Raw genomic sequence first — 18,025 nt, 5'->3', positions numbered from 1 at the left:
TCCGGGTTGGGGTACGCTGCCCCGCCCAAGCACGGACACCGCCGATGCCGAGACGCTACGTCCGCCTGTTCTGGTTGCTGGTCGCGCTGACCTGGTTGGCGCTGATCGCCGCACTTGTCAATGCTGGCTTCACCCCAGACTACTGGCTGCTGCATCGCCTGGAAGGCGCCCAGCTGCCCTACCCGACCAGCACCGTCATCGTGTTCGCGTTGCTGGGAACGGTTGAACTGGTGGTGGCCGCGTTGATCGTGCGGCCGTGGCGACTGAAACGACTGTGGCTGCGCCTGCTGATCGCCTTCGCCCTGCTGCTGGTGTGGTCGGTACCGTGGATGCTGTCGGCGATGCACCAGCCGCCGGTACAAGGCATGCACCTGCTGTGGTTGCTGCTGCTGGACGTGGGATTGCTGCTGGCGCTGTGCGTGGTGTCGGCGGTGAGCGCGTGGCGGACGCTCTGCCGGCGCGGGTCACCACAGACTCCCCCGCCGCAGCGCTAGAGACCTACTTCCGGAACTCCACCCGCACGTGCTGGCCGAAGCGCGCCTTGGCTTGCCCATCGAACTCCAGCACGCACTCCACCACTTTGGCCACGCCACGCCCTGCATCTTCAGGCAGGCGTGCCTGCGCGAACACCGGACTGATGCGCACCACGCGTGCAGGCGGCAGCGTGCCCGTGTTCTCCGCACCATCACTATCCGGCACGACAGTAGCCTTCATGCCCACCTGCACGGCATCGGCGTAGGCGGCGCTGAGTTCGGCGCGCACCTGCAGCGGGCGCGCCGGCAACAACGAGATCACCGGCTTGCCCGCCTGCACGAAGGCACCGACGCCCGGCACCTGGCCGACCACGGTGCCGGCTTCCGGCGCGCTCAATGACATCTGCTGCAGTCTCAGCTTCGCGTGCTCCAGCTTGTGCTGCGCCAGGTCGACCTGTGCACCGGCCACGTCGACATCGGCACGCACACCGGCCAGCTGCTGTTTGGCCGCATCGGCCTGCTGGTTCGAGGACACACCTTCGCTGGCGCCCGTGGACAGTCGGGCGGCGTTGCGCTCCAGTTCGCGCAGCTGCGCCTGGCTGCCCTTCAGGCGGTCATTGGCCAAGGCCAGATCGGCGGTGGCCATTGCCACTTCCTGCTGCAGCAGGGCGCCATCCAGCGACAGCAGCAGCTGCCCCTTCTTCACCGTGGCGCCTTCCTTCACCGGCGCTGCAGTGATCGAGCCATCCACCGGCGGTGCCAGTGCAATCAGGCCACCTTCGACGTCAATGATGCCCCGCGCCACGGCGACCTTGCCGTCGGCGGCAGTACCCGCCTTGCCTGAGGAGGCCGATGCGGCGGTGGGCGCTTCCCTGGAACAGGCGCCGAGCAGCAGTGCCGCGGACAGGGCCAGGCTGAGGGGGAGCAGGTGCGACGTCTTGGTCATGGGGCGGACTCTACGGTTTCGTTCTGGCGGCGGTCGTCACGGACCATGCCGTCTTCCATGGCGATCACCCGATCGGCATGCCGGATCAGGCGCGGATCGTGGCTCACGCACAGCACGGTGGCGCCATGCGCACGTGCGTAGCGATGCAGGATGTCGATCACGCGCTGGCCGTTCTCGGCATCCAGCGCGCTGGTGGGCTCGTCTGCGAAGATCAGGGTCGGCGACTTGGCAAACGCGCGGGCAACCGCCACGCGCTGCTTCTCGCCACCGGACAGCTGCGCCGGGCGCATGTGGCTGCGATGGCTGAGGCCGACTTCTTCCAGCGCCTGGCGGGCCAGCGGCTCGCTTTCGCGATTGCGCATGCCGCGGTAGCCCAGTGGCAGCTGTACCTGCTCCAACGCAGTCAGTGCCGGGAACAGGTTGAAGCCCTGGAACACGAAGCCGACATGGTGCAGGCGGAAACGCTCCACTTCACTGCGGGTCATGTGGCCCACGTCCTGGCCCAGCGCATGCACGCGACCGCCATCGGGTGCGGCCAGGCCGGACAGCAGCGACAGCAGCGTGCTCTTGCCGCAGCCGGACGGGCCGGATACCAGGGTCAGCTCGCCGGGATAGATGTCCAGCGACAGGCCACGCAGCACCGGCACCTGCACATCACCGGACATGAAGCCTTTTTCCAATGCTTCGGCCTGCAGGGTCGGGGCGATGGCGCGTGTGGAAGTCATCGGCCGGTCCTCAACGCAGCAGCAACGATGGATCGGAGCGGACGACGCTGCGCACCGCCATGATGCTGGAGAGCATGGCCATCACCGCCACCAGCGCCACGCAGCCGAGGATCACCATCGGCGTCAGCTGCACCGGTACGCGCTGGGTCTGCGCGATCAGCAGCACCACCGTGCTGAACGCCGCCGCCAGCAGCATGCCTACGCCACCGATCAGCAATGCCTGCTCGAACACCACCCGTGCCAGCGCATAGCGGCCTGCACCGAGCGCATTGAGCGTGGCGTACTCGCGCACCGAACCTGCCACTACCGAGGCGAACGACTGGTTGGTGATCACCGCGCCGACGAAGCAGACGATGACGGCCATGAACAGCACCGCGATGCCGGCGCCGGTGTCGAACAGCCAGTATTGCTGCGAACGGCTGGCGAACGCCGGCGCGGTCCAGAACTCGACCGGTGTGGCCTGGCCCATCGACGCGGCCAGGCGGTCACGCACGCGGTCGGCCAGGTCCGGCGAGCGCAGGCCCGCCACGAAATAGGTGCTTCCCGCGTGTGGGTCGGTGCCGGCGATGGCGCGCGCGGTGTCCAGCGAGGCCAGTACGTTGACACCACCAAGGCCCCGCAGGCCCGGTTGTGCAGCGACCACGCGCACCGCCTTGCCATTGATCCAGGCACGGTTGTTCTGCAGGTCCACGCCCAGCGTATCCAGATCGGCGCTGTCGACGATCACCGCACCCGGCTCGCGAAGCTGCGCGCGCAGGTTCGCAGGGAGGATGCGCGCGAACATCATCGCGTCGTCCCGGGTGGAGATGCCGGACAGGTACACCGACACATTGCCGGTGCCCTGCGCGCCGGACCGCCATTCGCCATCGACCCACTCGTAGGGCTCGACGCGGGTGACATCCGGGTCCATGCGCAGATGGCTTTCCACATCCGCGCTGATTGCATGGCCGTAATTGACGCTCTGGGTGCCGGGGAAACCAGCCCAGATATCGGCCGAGGACGCCTTCACGTAGATCGCGGCGGTACCGAAGATGCCCAGCACCAGTGCGGCCTGCACGATCAACAGCACACCGGCGAAACACATCGCCAGCACCACCGGCAGGAACCGGCGCCACTCATAGGCCAGGGTCTTGCGCGCGAGTGCGATCATTGTGGTTCGCCCTCACCCTCGGCAGGCAGCGGGGCACCGCCGAGGGCGCGGTACAGCGATGCAAAGGCCAGCACGCGCGCGCCCTGCGCACCGATCAGGTCGGCCTGCGAGGCCAATGCGGCACGCTGCGTATCCAGCCCGTCGAACTCGCTGGACAGGCCCAGCTGCACCTGCCGCGCCTGCCGCTTGACCTGCTGGTTGGCGGCATCATTGGCCGCACGCAGCGATTGGATGCTGCTGTCCTGGCGCGCCAGGCTACCCAGTGCACCTTCCACTTCGCTAACGCCTTCCAGCACGGCCTTGCGGTAGCCGAGCAAGGCGGCGTCCAGTTGCTTCTCGTCGGCATGGAACCGCGCGCGGCGCTGGCCCCAGTCCCACAGCGGAATATCGATGTACGGGCCGATCGACGGGCTGGAGTCGGAATTGGAACGGGCGTTCTGGGTGAGGTTGTACGCGTACAGGATGGAGCCGCCAAGGCTGACCCGTGGATACATCGCTGCGCGCGCCGAACCCTTGCTGGCCGCTGCCTGCATCACCTCCGATTCGGCCAGCAAAATCTGCGGGCGGTGGCGCAGCAGATCCGCAGGGACCTGCTGCAGCGTGAACGCACCCAGCGTCGGCGGCGTGCGATACGCGCGCCAGGCCGGATCCGGGCCGTCACGGCCCAGCAGCAATGCCAGCGCGCGGGCCGCGTTGTCGGCGTTTTCCCGAGCCTGTGCGATGGCGGCACGGGTGGCGGCCTGGCGTGCACGCAGGCGTTCCAGCTCGCCCGGCTCATCCAGGCGCAGCCGCTGACGGACCAGCGCCAGCTGTTCGCCGCGGTCGTCCACGGCCTGTTGTCGGGCCAGCAGGTCCTGCTGGGCCTGGGCCACGGTCAGGTCGAGATAACTGCGCACCACGTCGGCGATCACCGCCACCTGCGCGGCATTGCGCAACGCCTCGGCATTGCCGGCCGAGGCCTGCGCGCTCAGCTGCGCGCTCTCGGCGGCGCCGAACAGCCCCAGGTCCCAGATCGCTTCGATGCCTGCATGGAAATAGGTGTCGACCGCGGCGGCGTCCTGTACCTGCTTGGCGCTGGCCGAGATTTCCGGCAGGAAGCGCGAATCCGAGGCGCCGGCGACGATCCGCACTGCCTGCAGGCGCAACGTGGCCTGCTGCAGATCAAGGTTGCCGGCGATGGCTTGATCGACCAGGCCGTCCAGCGCCGGGTCGGACAGCACTTTCCACCACTGCCTGGCGTCCACCGCCACGCCCTGCCCCTGCGGCACCTGGGTCCAGGTGCTGGGTGTGCGGTCAGGCAGGTCCGGGACGGACACCGACATGCAACCCGCCAAGGCCAGGGTTGCCAACAACGCGCCGGGGCGCAGCACTGCCTGCAGGGAGAGTTCACGCCCTGTCCTGGGCACTGCCACTGAAGTGATACGCCTGACCACCAGCCCGCCAACGTGTAGAAGGAGCAAGAAGGCTACCGTGCGATTGTGGAGCGAACATGGAGAATTGGTCCGAAAACGGTCACAACACGCGTGCGGTTCAGGCAACGCCGACCCAGCCTTTCACTACGCTTTCAATGCGTTCCCGGCACGGAACACTGGACCACTTTCACGGCGTATTGCACATTGCGGCAATTCCTTGCTTCGATGCTGCACGAGCATGAAACACCCTCGCCGTTGGCTGCTGATTGGCTCGATCACGACAGCGACTGTCGGTGTGATCGTGCTCGTCCTGACCACCCCACTGGTCTCGAACGCCCTGCTGCTACTGATGGAGCGCAGCAACTTCATTCCCGCCGAATCCTCGATCCTCACCTTCGAGCCGTATGCGATCAACGACGGTTCGTCGAACTACTGGTTGTATGGGAAGGACCGCACCTACTACTACCACTTCACCTACGAGATGACGTTCCCTACGTCTACATCCCGCAGGACAACAGCTCCCCCGGTTTCGACCGGCAGAATGCCCGGACCTGGTGCAGCGCCCTGCCCGGCAAGGCACGCTGGCGCGGTGGTGGTGCAACCGGTGTGACAAACGAAAAACGCTCCCTTTCGGGAGCGTTCTTCTTGAATCTGGAGCGGGAAACGAGACTCGAACTCGCGACCTCAACCTTGGCAAGGTTGCGCTCTACCAACTGAGCTATTCCCGCAGATTTCGTTCGACCTGCGTCGAAGGAGCGCTATTGTGTCGATATTGCTGCACGGCGTCAACAGGAATTTTCGGCCGCATTGTGGGGCGGCGTTCAGGCCCTTGGACCCGGCCCTCAGGGCCGCAGGCCACGCCGGACTTCCCGCAACAGAGCTACGTTCTCGTTGATGCGCCCCTGGATCATGATCAAGGTGTCTTGAGCAATAACGTTTGAGTACATGCTGTTGGCGATTTCCGTGAATTGGCTGGCCACGTCGCAAATGCTGCCAATCGCCAGACTGGCGTCCGCGTGCTGCACTTCTGCCTCTTCGGCAAGGCGAAGCAGGTCAGCACGGGAAATCTCCAGTGCCTCCCCCATGACGTCCATCTGGTGATATCCGTTGGGTCCTTCGCAGAAGGTCACGTCGTAGGCCGGAGCCAAACGCCATTGCCCATCCGGCGACATGATGTAGGCAAAGTTTTTCGGATGATCGTCCCGGTTGTTGAACGCAACGTTGAAGACCGCACGTTCAAAGGCCACGGCCATTTGCCGCACGTCATTGGTGCACAACCGGGTCGCGCGCAGGAAGTTGACATAGTCCAACGACCCCGCCGTCTGGTAGCTGGCGCCCGTGAATGCAGCAAGACTCTGCATCGGCACACGCAACCCATCGTGGCGATCAAAGCGCTTGCTGGCAAACGCGGCCAGCCCGTTGGGCAGGCTGAAGTACTGCGTGTCCGGGGTCTCGATGCCACACCTGCGCAGGCACTCGGCGTAGACCATTTCGATGGCGCACACCTCGGCATGCTCTTCTCTGGCGGGGAACTTGATCAACCAGGCTTCGAAGCCGGGCGTGACGGCCGTGGTGAACGCGCCCGATCGCGGATCGCGATAGACCAGGGCCTTGGGCCTTGCACCTTGGGGCGAACCACCCACCAGCAGCAAGGTCTGCAGGAATTCACCACCTTCTCCGTGGAGCACCTGCTGCACTTCCGCGGAAAGCTGCTCGAGCGGTATATGGACCTTCGGCGCCTCACCTTCGGGCGCCACGGGCTCAAACGTCATGGCCCCCATCGCGTTGCCACCGATATAGGCCAGCCGCTGGAGCGGGCCAATGCGTGCTGCGTTGATTCCGCGGCGCCTGAACATGCGGTCCATCAGCAGCATGCCCCAGCCGTCTGGCAACGCGTCATACACAGGCCCGGGCAGTTGCAGCTGATGGTCCGGAAAATCCCGCCGCAACGGAGGGCCGGCCAGCGGCAGCTTGTACGAAGACAGTTCCAGTCCCCTTCGCCGGGCCTCGTTGCTGTACTCGAACGCGATCAGCGGCCGACCGGTCAGGGCGATGCTGGAGATCAGCGTTCCCCAGTGCCATCGCTCTCCCCACCCTTCGTAGAAGACCTTCACCTGTTCAGGCATTACGGGGCTTCCTCTTCGTCCGGAGGCGGTTCGCAGCCTCTTCGTAGCGCCGAATGTCTTCGATGCTGTCCAACTTTGGCTGGAACAGGCCTTCGAGCTCGTTGATCCGACCAAGGACCATCGCCACGCGGACCACCGCCTCGAAGCCAACATTGCGCCCGGCCTCCAGGTTGGACACGGTGTTGGTACCAATGCCGGCACGCCCGGCCAGATCCGACTGTGTCATGCCCAACGCCATGCGCTCTGTGCGCAAGCGCCCGCAGAGTCGCTTGACGACCTCGCTGGGCTTGCTGAAGCTTAAATCCAACATAGCGCGTATCATCCCCTCTCTATGCCGTTTAACACCCAAAATTATAGAATTAATCCCAATTCCATTCAATTGATTTAATTCCCGAATTCTGTGTTTTATTTGGGAATTCAGTTATATAAATACAGAATTCTGGAATTACATTGGCAAAGCGCACGTCACGTGCGCAGGCCGCGGCGGTGGAAGTAGACCTGCTCGGCAATGCGCCGCGTGGCCGCCGTGTGCAGCGGTGCGTTGAACGGCCATTCGGCCTGCAGATGATCCATCGCCCAGCGCAGCAGGCGCTTGCCATGGAATGCCGGCGCCACCTGCCGCGCCACCCGTTCCGCTTCCGGCCCCTGCCCACGCAGATGGCGGGCCATCGCCTCGCCGACCGCCCAGCCGTGCCGCCACGAGGAGTGGATGCCCCCTGCGGAGAGCGGCGAGACGATGCCCGCCGCGTCGCCGGTCAGGATCACGCGTTGGCCGGTGATCGGCCCATCCGGTCGGCCGCAGGGCACCAGGCCAGCGCGGGTGGCCGAGGGACGCGCAGATGGCGGGATGCCGACCACATCGCGCACATGCTCAAGGAAACCATCAATATCCAGCGGCCGCGCCTGTCGCGGATCATGACGAAGGGCCAGCCCGACCTGCAGGCCGGTCGGATTCTGCGCGACCCAGCCGATGTAGCCCGGTGCAAAGCGCTTGCTGAGGAAGCAATGCAACGCGTCGCCCTCTGTCACCTGCAGGCCGGCGAACTCACGCTCGACGCCGTAGAGGTTGTCACGCACCTGACCAAGCCCGGTGCGCTGGGCAACGCGTGAGCGTGCGCCATCTGCGCCGACCAGATAGGCGCAGCGCCCTGTCCCTTCGACCTGCCAGCCGTCACCACAGCGGCGAGCGTCGGTGAAGGACTGCTGCAGGCGCAGGTCGACACCGTTCGCGCGCAGTTCGCTGGCCAGCCAACGCATCAGGTTCGGCGTATCGGTGGTGAGGAAGTAATAGCCCGGTGCGGCCAGCAATACGCTGCGCAGGTTCGGCGCATAGAGGCGCACGTTGGCGACCCGCTGCACCAGATGTTCGGGCATGCGCCCCAGCCAGGTCTGCTCCACCGCTTCCTTCACCACGATGCCCGTTGTGTGCAGGCGTTCGCCGGGGTCGGTCTTGCGTTCCAGCACGCAGACGCGCAGGCCGTATTGAGCAGCAGCCAACGCGCAGGCGGCACCGGCGAAGCTGGCGCCGACGATGACCACATCGTGGTCGTAGGCGGAGGGAGTTTGGGGCATGGCTGCATCGCCGTGGAGAATCGGAGATGCAGGTTCGCCAGCGCGGATGGTAGGGCGATGGGGTGTGGGTGAAGTGGGGATGAAGCGGTGGACTGTTGGCGAGGGATGGCGGATTTCAGACATCACCGGCATGCGTTCGCGTGCATCGGCGCAGGACGAAGACTGATTGCCGGCGGGACGACCGCAGAACGAAAAACGCCCCCTTCCGGGAGCGTTTTTCTTGAATCTGGAGCGGGAAACGAGACTCGAACTCGCGACCTCAACCTTGGCAAGGTTGCGCTCTACCAACTGAGCTATTCCCGCTTGGGAGGCGAAATTCTACCTGTTCTGGGAATGGCGTCAAGCGGTTTTTTCGAGGCCTGCGAGGCGCCTTGCACCGCGTATCCACGCATGGCGTGGATCTACTACAGCATCCCCGCAAACCGATAGATTCGCATCCTTCGTGGATGCAGCATTTCCAGTAGATCCACGCCATGCGTGGATGGGCGCATCAATGGGGTCAGAGCCCTTTCCTTCGGAAAGGGATACGACCCCGGGCTCAGTTGCCCAGCTTCTTCTGCCGTGCACGCTCGCGCGCGGCACGCTCGTCATCGCGCAGGCTCGGCCAGGCCGCGTGCAGGTACTGCAGGCCCGACCACAGGGTCAGCACGGCGGCAATCGCCAGGGTCCAGTCGCCGATGTGGAACACCGGCCAGCCCATCCAGATGTCTTCCACCGGCACGTTCGGTGCCACCGAATACAGCAGGCACAGCAGCGCGACCATCTGCGCGGTGGTCTTGATCTTGCCGATCATCGCCACGCGCACCTTGGCGCGCTGGCCCAGCTCGGCCATCCATTCGCGCAGCGCCGATACCGCGATCTCGCGGCCGACGATCACCGCCGCCCAGAATGCCATCCACGGCGTCGGATGGCCCTGCACGATCAGGAACAGCGCTACTGCCACCATCAGCTTGTCCGCAACCGGGTCGAGGAACGCGCCGAAGGCCGACTCCAGCTGGTAACGGCGTGCGATCCAGCCGTCGAGCCAGTCGGTGATCGCGGCCAGGCCGAAGATCGCCGCCGAAGCGAAGTTGGTCCAGGTGTAGGGCAGGTAGAACACCAGCACCAGCACCGGGATCATCACGATCCGCAACAACGTCAGCCAGGTGGGCAGGGTCAACTTCATGCTTGCGTGCTTCTCTCTCTACTCGGCCGCATCGGGCGTGGCCAACCCGTGCAGGTTAGCGTAGATACGTGCCGCGAGGGCGTCATTGATGCCTTCCACCTTGGCGATTTCCGCTTCACCAGCGGCTTTCAGGCCCACCAGGCCGCCGAAATGCTTGAGCAGGCTGGCGCGGCGGCGCGGCCCGATGCCGGGGATATCCTCCAGCTTGCTGGTCATCCGTGCCTTCTGGCGGCGCCCACGGTGGCCGGTGATGGCGAAGCGATGCGCCTCGTCGCGCACCTGCTGGATGAACTGCAGCGCCGGGTTGGCCGCGCCCGGGCGCAGCTCGCGGCCATCGGGCATCACCAGCGCTTCGTGGCCGGCGCGGCGCTCCACGCCCTTGGCCACGCCCACCAGCAGCACGCCTTCCACGCCCAGGTCGGCCAGCGCGGCCTGCGCCTGCGCCAACTGGCCGGCGCCACCGTCGATCAGCAGCACATCCGGCAGCACGCCCTGCTCTTCCACCGCGCGGCGGAAACGGCGGTCGATGGCCTGGCGCATGGCGGCATAGTCGTCGCCCGGCTCAATGCCGCTGATGTTGAAACGGCGGTACTGCGCGCGCACCGGACCGGCGGCGTCGAACACCACGCACGAGGCCACGGTGGCCTCGCCCAGCGTATGGCTGATATCGAAGCACTCGACCCGCTTGACCGGCTCGGCCAAGCCCAGCATCTCGCGCAGTGCGTCGCTGCGCGCGTGCTGCGCGTTGCGGCTGTTGAGCTCGGTGGCCAGGGTCAGCTGCGCGTTGCGACTGGCCAGCTCCACGTAGCCGGCACGCTCGCCGCGCACGTTCCACTTCAACTGCACCTTGCGCTCGGCCGAGGCGGACAGCGCGGCGACCAGCAGGTCGGCATCGGGAATCTCGCGATCCAGCAGGATCTCGCGCGGTGGCTCGAATTCGATGTAGTACTGCGAGACGAACGCGGCCAGCACTTCCTCCGGACTCTCCTCGCCGTTGGTGCGCGGGAAGAATGGGCGGGTGCCGAGGTTGCGGCCATCGCGGAAGGCCAGCAGCAGCACGCAGGCCTGCGAACCCTGCATGGCCACCGCCAGCACGTCCAGGTCGGCGGCGCGGCCGTCCACGTACTGGCGGGTCTGCATGCTGCGCAGCGAGGAGATCAGGTCGCGCAGGCGCGCGGCCTGCTCGAACTCCAGCGCCTCGCTGGCGGCCTGCATCTGCTCGCCCAGCTCGCGGGTCAGTTCGTCGCTCTTGCCTTCCAGGAACAGCGCAGCGCGGCGCACCGACTCGGCGTAGTCCGCGGCCGGCACCAGTTCCACGCAGGGCGCGCTGCAGCGGCCGATCTGGTATTGCAGGCACGGCCGCGAGCGGTTGCGGAACACGCTGTCCTCGCAACTGCGCAGCTTGAACAGCTTGTGCATCAGGTTCAGCGTTTCGCGCACTGCGGTCACGCCCGGATACGGCCCGAAATAGCGGCCGGGAATGGCGCGCGGGCCACGATGCAGGGCGATGCGCGGCCAGTCCTCGCGGGTCAGCAGCACATGCGGGTAGGTCTTGTCGTCGCGCAGCGAGACGTTGTAGCGCGGCGACAGCGACTTGATCAGCTGATTCTCCAGCAGCAACGCCTCGGCTTCCGAGCGCGTCACGGTCACGTCCATGCGCGTGATCTGCGAGATCATCGACATGATCCGCGCGTTCTTCGGACTGCCGTTGAAATAGCTGCCGACGCGGTTGCGCAGCGCGCGCGCCTTGCCCACGTACAGCAGGGTGTCGTCGGCCGCGTACATGCGGTACACGCCGGGGGCAGTGCTGAGCTGGGCCGCGAAGGCCTTGCCGTCGAAGGCCGGGGCGGGAACGTCGGTCATTCGCTGATCGGGACTTCGCTGAGCACGCCGCTGTCGGGGTCGAATCGCAGCACGGCATGGGCGTCGGTCTCGGCGATCCACACCGCACCTGCGCCCACGGCCAGGCCAGCCGGGCCGTGCAGGCGGCGCGGCAGCGGCTGGGTGGTCAGTTCACCGCCGCCCAGGCGCAGCGTGCGCAGGCGACCGTTGCCGGTGTCGGCGATCCACAGCAGCGGGGCGTCCGCGCCCAGTGCGATCGCCTGCGGGAACTGCAGGCTGGCCTGCGCGCGCGGGCCGTCTTCACTGCCGAAGCGCCACGGCCCCTGCCCGACCAGTGTCTGCACCAGGTCACCACGCAGTTGCAGTGCACGGATCGAGGATCCCAACGCATCGGCGACGTACAGCACCTGCTGCACCACGGCCAGCGCGGTCGGTTGCGCGAAGGCAGCCAGATGGCCACTGCCATCACGCTCGTCGATGGAACCACTGCCGGCGCGCCATTGCAGGCTGCGCTGACCCAGGTGATAGCTCCAGATGCGGTTGTCGCCGGCCATCGCGATGTGCAGCTGATTGTCGGCGATGGCCAGGCCAACCGGATGGTCCAGCGAGACCTGCCGCGCCTGCGCGACCGGGCCTTCCACCGGCGCACCGGGTCGCCCGTTGCCGCACAACGTGTCGACGATGCCGGTCAGCAGGTTGATACGGCGCACCGCGTGGTTGCCGGTGTCGGCGACGTACAGCGAATCGCGCTCCAGCACCAACGCCTGCGGGCGGTGGAATGCCGCTTCGGCGAGGTTGCCGTCCATGAAATCGGCGGTGCCGAGGCCAAACTGGCGCAGGATGCGGCCGCCATGGCTGCATTCGAGAATGCGGTGATGGCCGCTGTCGGCGATGTACAGGCGTTCGGTGCTGACCGCCAGGCCCTGCGGGAAGCGCAGGGCCTGGCGCGGTTCCGGATGCAGTTCGCTGCCGCCACGCGGCGGCGCCGAAGGTGCACCCTGGCACAGCGCGTTCAAGGCGCGCTCCAGTTCACCGGGCGCGCCCTGCCCGACCAGCCGTTGCTGTTCGCGGCCCTGCGCGTCCAGCAGCACCATCGTCGGCCAGGCGGTAACGCCGAAGCGGCGCCAGCCATCCCAGTCGGCATCGAGCAGCACGGGCATGCTCAGGCCCTGACGGCGCAGCAGCTTCAGTGCGGCCGTGGCATCGCGTTCGAAATCAAAACGCGGCACCTGCAGCACCAGCGGCTGCAGCTTGCCCGGGTGGCGCGACATCCATTGACCGAACTCGGCCAGGCGTTGCGCACTCCAGGCGGAGGCCGCATTGACGAACAGCAGCGCGACCGGTCGGCCGCGCAGTTCGGTCAGGGTGCAGGGGGTGGCATTGAGCCAGGTGGCGAATTCGGGCAGGTCCGGGACGGGCTGGACGTTCATGACCTGATTATGCCGGAGTCGGCGCCATGCAACAGTCGTGCCACCGCACGTTTTGCAGCATCGTCGACCAGCGACCAGACCTGTTCGAAATGATCGCTGCCGCCGGTGTAGGGGTCAGGGATGGCTACCCGCCCCTGCCCGCCGGACCAGGGCAGGTACAACGCCAGCCGTTCACGCTGGGTCGCCGACGCCAGGCGCCCGGCATCACGCAGGTTGGTCTCGTCGGCACACAGGATCCAGTCGAAACGGTCGAAATCCACCGCCTGCAGCTGACGTGCGCGCAGGCCGCCAATGTCCACGCCGTGTCCGGCCGCGCAGGCGATCGCGCGGCGGTCCGGCGGCTCGCCCACGTGCCAGTCGCCCGTACCGGCCGAATCGACCTGCACCCGCCCGGCCAGCGGCGAGGCATCCAGGCGTGCGCGCAGCGCCCCTTCGGCCATCGGCGAACGGCAGATGTTGCCGAGGCAGACGACCAGCAGCCTCATCGCGCGGCCATCGCCTGCAGCAGCCCCTCGGCGCGCTCCAGGTCCTCGGGCGTATCGATGCCCGGCGGGAACGGCTCGGGCGAGATCGCCACGCTGATCGGGTAGCCCGCTTCCAGCACGCGCAGCTGCTCCAGCGATTCGACCTGCTCCAGCTGGCCCGGCGGCATCGCCGCGAACTGCTGCAGGAAGCCGGCGCGATAGCCATAGATGCCGATGTGGCGCAGCCAGTGGTGGCCGTCCGGCAGCGTGTCGCGGCTGCGTGCGAAGCCGTCGCGGTGCCAGGCGATCGGCGCGCGGCTGAAGTACATCGCCTCGTTGCGCACGTTGCGCACCAGCTTCACGACGTTCGGGTCGAACAGGGTGTGTGCGTCCTCGACGGTCGTGGCAAGAGTCGACATCGGCGCAGTGCCAGCGACCAACGCATCTGCCACCGCGCGGATGCCGGTCGCCGGCGCGAACGGTTCGTCGCCCTGCAGGTTGACCACCACCGTGTCATCGGCCCAGCCGGCAATGCGTGCGCACTCGGCCAGGCGATCGGTGCCCGAGGCATGCGTGGTCGCGGTCATCGCCACCTTCACCTCGGCCAACCCGGACAGTGCATCGGAAATGCGTTGGTCGTCGGTCGCCACCCAGACCTCGCGGGCACCGGCCTGCAGCGCGCGGCGCGCCACATGCAGCACCAGCGGCTCACCGCCCAGCGGGCGCAACGGCTTGCCCGGCAGCCGCGAGGCGGCAAAGCGGGCCGGAATGGCGACGACGAATTCGGTCATGCGGGCGGTTCTCGGCAGGCTCGTTACAACGGGAATGCGGCCAGCGGCGCGTGAATGCAAGCGCCGCGGCGCCGCTCAGTTCGGTCGCAGCTTGTCCAGGCGATCGGTCAGCGCCACCCAGAACGCGGCGGGCAACTCGGCGCGCAGCGGAACCGCGTAGTGCCAGTCGTTGCCGAACGCCCGGCATTTCACCGCATCCTTTTCGGTCATCAGTACCGGCAGCTGGCTGCCGAAGGACAAGTCCTGCGGCTGGTAGGCCTGGTGGTCGGCGAATGCATGCGGCACCACGCCGATCCCGCGCGCGCGCAGCATGTCGAAGAAGCGCTGTGGATGGGCGATGCCGGCCACCGCGTGCACGCGCTGGCCCTTGAAGTACGCCAGCGGGCGCGCGCGGCCACCGGCCAGCGGCTGCGCACTGTCGATGTGCAGGGCCATTGGCCACTGGCCGAAGCCACAGGCCTGCGCCGCAGTCTCCTCATCGGCCTGGCCGAGGTTCACCACGCGGAAATCGCACTCGCTGGCGCGGCTGACCGGCTCGCGCAACGGCCCGGCCGGAATCATCCGGCCATTGCCATAGCGACGCTGGGCATCGACCACTTCGATCTCGATGTCGCGCGCCAGCCGGTAGTGCTGCAAACCGTCGTCGCAGACGATCACATCGCAGCCGGCCTCGATCAGCGCCTTGCCCGCAGCAACCCGATCACTGTCCACGCGCACCGGCACGCCGGTCTTCCACGCGATCAGCACCGGTTCGTCACCGCCCTTCGCGGTTGGCGTATCGGCCTGCACCCACAGCGGCTTGTCGGCGTCTTCGCGACCATAGCCGCGGCTGGCCACGCCCGGCTTCCAGCCGGCCGCACGCAGGCGTTCGACCAGCGCAATGGTCAGCGGCGTCTTGCCGGTACCGCCAGCCGTGATATTGCCGACCACGATGACCGGCACCGGCAGCGAATGGCGCTTGCGCCAGCCACGGCGATAGGCGCGCCGGCGCAGCGCGGTGACACCTGCGTACAGCGGCGCCAGCAGGCGCATCGCCCACGGAACCGGGGTGCCGTCGTACCAGTACGGCGGGGTCTGGGTGCCCTTGCCGGCCATCAGTCCTGCCTTTCGCGGAACTGCATGCTGTGCAGATGCTGGTACAGACCGCCCAGTTCGAGCAGCTCCTTGTGCGTGCCGCGTTCAACGATGCGGCCATGATCCATGACCAGTACCTGGTCGGCATGCTCGATGGTCGACAGCCGGTGCGCGATGACCAGCGTGGTGCGTTCGGGCATCAGGCGCTGCAGCGCGTCCTGCACCAGGCGCTCGGATTCGTTGTCCAGCGCCGCAGTGGCTTCGTCGAGGATCAGGATCGGGGCGTCGCGCAGGATCGCGCGGGCAATGGCCAGGCGCTGGCGCTGGCCACCGGACAGCAGCGCGCCGTTCTCGCCCACCGGGGTCTGCAGCTGCTGCGGCATGCGTGCGATGAACTCCCACGCGTTGGCGGCCTCGGCCGCCGCGCGGATCTGCTCGTCGGTCGCTTCCATGCCATAGGCGATGTTGGCGGCGATGGTGTCATCGAACAGCATGACCTTCTGCCCGACCATTGCCACCTGCCGGCGCAGGTCGGCCAGCGGGTAGTCGTCCAGTGCCACGCCGTCGAGGGTGATGACACCGCCGCTGGGCTCGTAGAAGCGTGGCACCAGCCGGATCAGGCTGGTCTTGCCACTGCCGGAACGGCCGACAATGGCCGTCACCGTGCCTGGCCTGGCAACGAAGCTGATGTCGTCCAGGGCGATGCCGCTGTCCTCGCGGTAACGCAGCATGACGTGGTCGAACGCCAGTTCGCCCCGCACGCGCTGCACGCGTCGCTGCCCCTGGTCGCGCTCCACTGGCATGTCGAGGATGCCGAACAGGCGCTCGGCAGCGGACACACCGCGCGAAATCGAGGTCTGTACGCTGGTCAGGCGGCGCAGCGATGGAATGATGGCCATCATCGATGTCATCAGGCCCATGAACTGGCCGGCATTGAGCCGGCCGGCCAGGGCTTCGCGGGTCGACACCCAGACGATCACCGCCAGCGCCAGTGCGGCCAGGAACTGCACCACGCTGGAGGCGGCGGCGCGGGTGACCTCGACCTTCATGTTCAGCGCCAGCATGCGGTTGGCCAGGCGCGAGTAGCGCGAGATCTCATGCTGCTGGGTGCCGTGCACCTTCACTTCCTGCTGCGCGGCCAGCGACTGCTCGGCAGTCTGCGCCATGGTGCCCATGCCGTCCTGGATGCCACGGCTGATGCGCCGGTAGCGCTTGCCCACGTAGGACACGATGCCACCGATCAGCGGCACCACCAGCAGCATCGCCAGGGTGACCTTGACACTCATCTGCAGCATCACCGCCAGCATCGCGATGATGGTGAGGGTGTCGGCCACCACGGTCTTCAGCGCGTCGGCGCTGGCCTGGGTGACCTGCTCGGTATCGAAGTTCAGGCGGCTGACCATCACCGGCGTCGCTTCGGTATCGAAGTGCGACGACGGCAGGTGCAGGTACTTCTGCAGCACCTGCTCGCGCAGGTCGCGGACCACGCTGCGACCGGTCTTGGCCAGCGTGTAGTCACTGACCCAGGTGGCCACGCTGCGCATCAGGAACAGGCCGAGGATGGTGAGCGGCAGCACCACGGCCGCGCGCGGCTGCGGGTCGACGAAACCTTCGTTGACCAGCGGCTCCATCAGCTTGGTGAAGTGGTAGCCGGCCAGGGCCTCGACCACCATGGCGATGACCGCGCCCACCATGAACACCCAGTAGGTGCGGGTGTAGCCCAGCAGACGTTTGTAGATCGGCCACACCGGCGCGTGATGGGAACTCATGGACGCACCTCTGGCGCAGTTGCAATGGCGATACGACGGAAACCGAGTTGACCGAGCGCGTCCTGCGCAGTCACCACGGCCTGGTAGGGAGTGCGTGCGTCGGCGCGCAGCAGTACGGGCTGGCTGCGGTCACTGCCGGCCACGGACGCGATGGTCTGCTTGACCGACTCGACGTCGCTGCGCAGCACTTCCTGGTCATTGATGAAATAACGGCCTTCGGCGTTGATCAGCACGCTGAGCGAACGCGGCGGCTCGTTGTTGGGCTGCTGGCTGGCGGTAGGCAGCTGCACCTGCAGCGTCGAGCGCGCATCGAAAGTGGTGGTGACCACGAAGAAGATGATCAGCACCAGGATGACGTCGATCAGCGGGACCAGATCGATATGCGGTTCATCCTGGGAGCGGTCATTGCCGATACGCATCGATCAGGCCTTCGCCGCAGCGGCGTTGGCCGGTCGCGCCGGCGCGACCGGGTTCATCACCCCGGGGCGACCGTCGAGTGTGTCCAGCAGGGCACTGGCTTCCTGCTCCATTTCCACCACGTAGCCGTGGATGCGGCCCTTGAAGTAGCGATGGAACATCAGTGCCGGAATGGCCACGATCATGCCCGTGGCGGTGCACACCAGCGCCTTGCCGATACCGCCGGCCAGCTGGTTCACGTCGCCCACCCCATGGTCGAGGATGCCCAGGAACATCTGGATCATGCCGATCACGGTGCCCAGCAGGCCCAGCAGCGGGCCGGCCGAGGCAATGGTGCCCAGCGCGTTGAGGAAACGTTCCATGCGGTGCACCAGGTGGCGGCCGGTGTCCTCGATGCGCTCGCGGATCTGGTCGCGCGGACGATTCCGGGCTTCCAGCGCGGCCGCGAGCAATGCCCCCAGCGGCGAGTTGGCACGCAGGGTCTGCAGGTGCGCCGGGTCAAGCTTGCCGCGTGCGGCCCAGTTGCGCACTTCCTGGCCGAGGCCGGGCGGCAGCACTTCAGTCCGCCGCAGGGACCAGAAACGCTCCAGGATGATCGCCAAAGCCAGTACGCCCAACAGCAGCAGCGGCACCATCGGCCAGCCACCGGCCTTGACCAGTTCCCACACG

The 18,025-nt window shown here is 66.8% G+C and carries 18 protein-coding genes and 2 tRNA genes; 2 read left to right on the top strand and 18 right to left on the bottom strand.

Translation table 11 applies throughout. The features are described from left to right. Positions 1 to 44 precede the first annotated feature (44 nt). Positions 45 to 494: a hypothetical protein gene (locus ROV93_RS02430; protein WP_072166723.1), complete on the top strand. Its 450-nt coding sequence runs from the start codon at positions 45 to 47 to the stop codon at positions 492 to 494. Between the two features lie 4 nt (positions 495 to 498). Here the strand turns inward: ROV93_RS02430 and ROV93_RS02425 are convergent, their stop codons facing one another. Genes ROV93_RS02425 through ROV93_RS02410 form a run of 4 tightly spaced genes read right to left on the bottom strand, consistent with a single transcriptional unit; the run spans position 499 to position 4,754 of the window. Beyond that, complete coding sequence (locus ROV93_RS02425) at positions 499 to 1,419, bottom strand: HlyD family efflux transporter periplasmic adaptor subunit (RefSeq protein ID WP_072166725.1); 921 nt, start codon at positions 1,417 to 1,419, stop codon at positions 499 to 501. After that, complete coding sequence (locus ROV93_RS02420) at positions 1,416 to 2,144, bottom strand: ABC transporter ATP-binding protein (RefSeq protein WP_072166727.1); 729 nt, start codon at positions 2,142 to 2,144, stop codon at positions 1,416 to 1,418. Before ROV93_RS02420 ends, ROV93_RS02425 begins: the two co-directional genes overlap by 4 nt. Before the next feature lie 10 nt (positions 2,145 to 2,154). Then, on the bottom strand, positions 2,155 to 3,294 hold the full coding sequence (locus ROV93_RS02415; RefSeq protein ID WP_072166729.1) for an ABC transporter permease: 1,140 nt from the start codon (positions 3,292 to 3,294) through the stop codon (positions 2,155 to 2,157). Next, the gene (locus tag ROV93_RS02410) at positions 3,291 to 4,754 is read right to left on the bottom strand and encodes an efflux transporter outer membrane subunit (RefSeq protein WP_072166731.1); all 1,464 of its coding nucleotides are present in this window, start codon (positions 4,752 to 4,754) and stop codon (positions 3,291 to 3,293) included. Before ROV93_RS02410 ends, ROV93_RS02415 begins: the two co-directional genes overlap by 4 nt. A gap of 190 nt (positions 4,755 to 4,944) precedes the next feature. On the opposite strand from ROV93_RS02410, the gene ROV93_RS02405 reads away from it, so the two are divergent. Next, the gene (locus tag ROV93_RS02405; RefSeq protein WP_072166733.1) at positions 4,945 to 5,316 is read left to right on the top strand and encodes a hypothetical protein; all 372 of its coding nucleotides are present in this window, start codon (positions 4,945 to 4,947) and stop codon (positions 5,314 to 5,316) included. A 42-nt stretch (positions 5,317 to 5,358) separates the two neighbouring features. Here the strand turns inward: ROV93_RS02405 and ROV93_RS02400 are convergent. The 14 genes from ROV93_RS02400 to ROV93_RS02335 form a co-directional block, all read right to left on the bottom strand. Next, positions 5,359 to 5,434, bottom strand: a tRNA-Gly gene (locus tag ROV93_RS02400). Between the two features lie 114 nt (positions 5,435 to 5,548). Continuing rightward, positions 5,549 to 6,832: a type II toxin-antitoxin system HipA family toxin gene (locus tag ROV93_RS02395; RefSeq protein ID WP_072166735.1), complete on the bottom strand. Its 1,284-nt coding sequence runs from the start codon at positions 6,830 to 6,832 to the stop codon at positions 5,549 to 5,551. Beyond that, positions 6,825 to 7,142, bottom strand: a complete 318-nt coding sequence (locus tag ROV93_RS02390; protein WP_053501247.1) for a helix-turn-helix transcriptional regulator — start codon at positions 7,140 to 7,142, stop codon at positions 6,825 to 6,827. Before ROV93_RS02390 ends, ROV93_RS02395 begins: the two co-directional genes overlap by 8 nt. Positions 7,143 to 7,297: 155 nt before the next feature. After that, positions 7,298 to 8,404: an NAD(P)/FAD-dependent oxidoreductase gene (locus ROV93_RS02385; RefSeq protein ID WP_312538519.1), complete on the bottom strand. Its 1,107-nt coding sequence runs from the start codon at positions 8,402 to 8,404 to the stop codon at positions 7,298 to 7,300. A gap of 227 nt (positions 8,405 to 8,631) precedes the next feature. Next, positions 8,632 to 8,707: transfer RNA gene (locus ROV93_RS02380), tRNA-Gly, on the bottom strand. Between the two features lie 235 nt (positions 8,708 to 8,942). After that, positions 8,943 to 9,569, bottom strand: a complete 627-nt coding sequence (pgsA, locus tag ROV93_RS02375; RefSeq protein ID WP_005412825.1) for a CDP-diacylglycerol--glycerol-3-phosphate 3-phosphatidyltransferase — start codon at positions 9,567 to 9,569, stop codon at positions 8,943 to 8,945. Between the two features lie 18 nt (positions 9,570 to 9,587). Next, the gene (uvrC, locus tag ROV93_RS02370) at positions 9,588 to 11,432 is read right to left on the bottom strand and encodes an excinuclease ABC subunit UvrC (protein ID WP_053500510.1); all 1,845 of its coding nucleotides are present in this window, start codon (positions 11,430 to 11,432) and stop codon (positions 9,588 to 9,590) included. Further along, positions 11,429 to 12,841, bottom strand: a complete 1,413-nt coding sequence (locus tag ROV93_RS02365; RefSeq protein WP_053500512.1) for a hypothetical protein — start codon at positions 12,839 to 12,841, stop codon at positions 11,429 to 11,431. Before ROV93_RS02365 ends, uvrC begins: the two co-directional genes overlap by 4 nt. Next, positions 12,838 to 13,326 (bottom strand): low molecular weight protein-tyrosine-phosphatase, encoded by a 489-nt coding sequence (locus ROV93_RS02360; RefSeq protein WP_072166737.1) that lies wholly within the window; start codon positions 13,324 to 13,326, stop codon positions 12,838 to 12,840. The genes ROV93_RS02365 and ROV93_RS02360 overlap by 4 nt, the downstream gene beginning before the upstream one ends. Next, the gene (gene kdsB, locus ROV93_RS02355) at positions 13,323 to 14,096 is read right to left on the bottom strand and encodes a 3-deoxy-manno-octulosonate cytidylyltransferase (RefSeq protein WP_053500516.1); all 774 of its coding nucleotides are present in this window, start codon (positions 14,094 to 14,096) and stop codon (positions 13,323 to 13,325) included. Before kdsB ends, ROV93_RS02360 begins: the two co-directional genes overlap by 4 nt. Positions 14,097 to 14,171: 75 nt before the next feature. After that, a complete protein-coding gene (lpxK, locus tag ROV93_RS02350; protein WP_072166738.1) occupies positions 14,172 to 15,191 on the bottom strand; it encodes a tetraacyldisaccharide 4'-kinase in 1,020 nt (339 codons plus the stop codon). Then, positions 15,191 to 16,939 carry a lipid A export permease/ATP-binding protein MsbA gene (msbA, locus tag ROV93_RS02345; protein ID WP_061478481.1) on the bottom strand — a complete coding sequence of 583 codons (1,749 nt, stop codon included), beginning with the start codon at positions 16,937 to 16,939 and terminating at the stop codon, positions 15,191 to 15,193. Before msbA ends, lpxK begins: the two co-directional genes overlap by 1 nt. Beyond that, the gene (locus ROV93_RS02340; protein ID WP_005415977.1) at positions 16,936 to 17,358 is read right to left on the bottom strand and encodes a biopolymer transporter ExbD; all 423 of its coding nucleotides are present in this window, start codon (positions 17,356 to 17,358) and stop codon (positions 16,936 to 16,938) included. The genes msbA and ROV93_RS02340 overlap by 4 nt, the downstream gene beginning before the upstream one ends. Before the next feature lie 3 nt (positions 17,359 to 17,361). After that, positions 17,362 to 18,024, bottom strand: a complete 663-nt coding sequence (locus ROV93_RS02335; RefSeq protein ID WP_061478482.1) for a MotA/TolQ/ExbB proton channel family protein — start codon at positions 18,022 to 18,024, stop codon at positions 17,362 to 17,364. Between the last annotated feature and the right edge of the window lies 1 nt (position 18,025).

This window comes from Stenotrophomonas maltophilia group sp. msm4 (assembly GCF_032025605.1).
In the GTDB taxonomy this organism is placed as follows: Bacteria; Pseudomonadota; Gammaproteobacteria; order Xanthomonadales; family Xanthomonadaceae; genus Stenotrophomonas; species Stenotrophomonas sepilia.
This window is presented reverse-complemented; position numbering and strand designations above follow the sequence as displayed.

What these genes read in the sequence shown, in the direction of transcription:
- ROV93_RS02430 (WP_072166723.1), top strand. Translation starts at nt 45, where the DNA reads ATGCCGAGACGCTACGTCCGCCTGTTCTGGTTGCTGGTCGCGCTGACC.
- ROV93_RS02425 (WP_072166725.1), bottom strand. Translation starts at nt 1,419, where the DNA reads ATGACCAAGACGTCGCACCTGCTCCCCCTCAGCCTGGCCCTGTCCGCG.
- ROV93_RS02420 (WP_072166727.1), bottom strand. Translation starts at nt 2,144, where the DNA reads ATGACTTCCACACGCGCCATCGCCCCGACCCTGCAGGCCGAAGCATTG.
- ROV93_RS02415 (WP_072166729.1), bottom strand. Translation starts at nt 3,294, where the DNA reads ATGATCGCACTCGCGCGCAAGACCCTGGCCTATGAGTGGCGCCGGTTC.
- ROV93_RS02405 (WP_072166733.1), top strand. Translation starts at nt 4,945, where the DNA reads ATGAAACACCCTCGCCGTTGGCTGCTGATTGGCTCGATCACGACAGCG.
- ROV93_RS02395 (WP_072166735.1), bottom strand. Translation starts at nt 6,832, where the DNA reads ATGCCTGAACAGGTGAAGGTCTTCTACGAAGGGTGGGGAGAGCGATGG.
- ROV93_RS02390 (WP_053501247.1), bottom strand. Translation starts at nt 7,142, where the DNA reads ATGTTGGATTTAAGCTTCAGCAAGCCCAGCGAGGTCGTCAAGCGACTC.
- ROV93_RS02385 (WP_312538519.1), bottom strand. Translation starts at nt 8,404, where the DNA reads ATGCCCCAAACTCCCTCCGCCTACGACCACGATGTGGTCATCGTCGGC.
- pgsA (WP_005412825.1), bottom strand. Translation starts at nt 9,569, where the DNA reads ATGAAGTTGACCCTGCCCACCTGGCTGACGTTGTTGCGGATCGTGATG.
- uvrC (WP_053500510.1), bottom strand. Translation starts at nt 11,432, where the DNA reads ATGACCGACGTTCCCGCCCCGGCCTTCGACGGCAAGGCCTTCGCGGCC.
- ROV93_RS02365 (WP_053500512.1), bottom strand. Translation starts at nt 12,841, where the DNA reads ATGAACGTCCAGCCCGTCCCGGACCTGCCCGAATTCGCCACCTGGCTC.
- ROV93_RS02360 (WP_072166737.1), bottom strand. Translation starts at nt 13,326, where the DNA reads ATGAGGCTGCTGGTCGTCTGCCTCGGCAACATCTGCCGTTCGCCGATG.
- kdsB (WP_053500516.1), bottom strand. Translation starts at nt 14,096, where the DNA reads ATGACCGAATTCGTCGTCGCCATTCCGGCCCGCTTTGCCGCCTCGCGG.
- lpxK (WP_072166738.1), bottom strand. Translation starts at nt 15,191, where the DNA reads ATGGCCGGCAAGGGCACCCAGACCCCGCCGTACTGGTACGACGGCACC.
- msbA (WP_061478481.1), bottom strand. Translation starts at nt 16,939, where the DNA reads ATGAGTTCCCATCACGCGCCGGTGTGGCCGATCTACAAACGTCTGCTG.
- ROV93_RS02340 (WP_005415977.1), bottom strand. Translation starts at nt 17,358, where the DNA reads ATGCGTATCGGCAATGACCGCTCCCAGGATGAACCGCATATCGATCTG.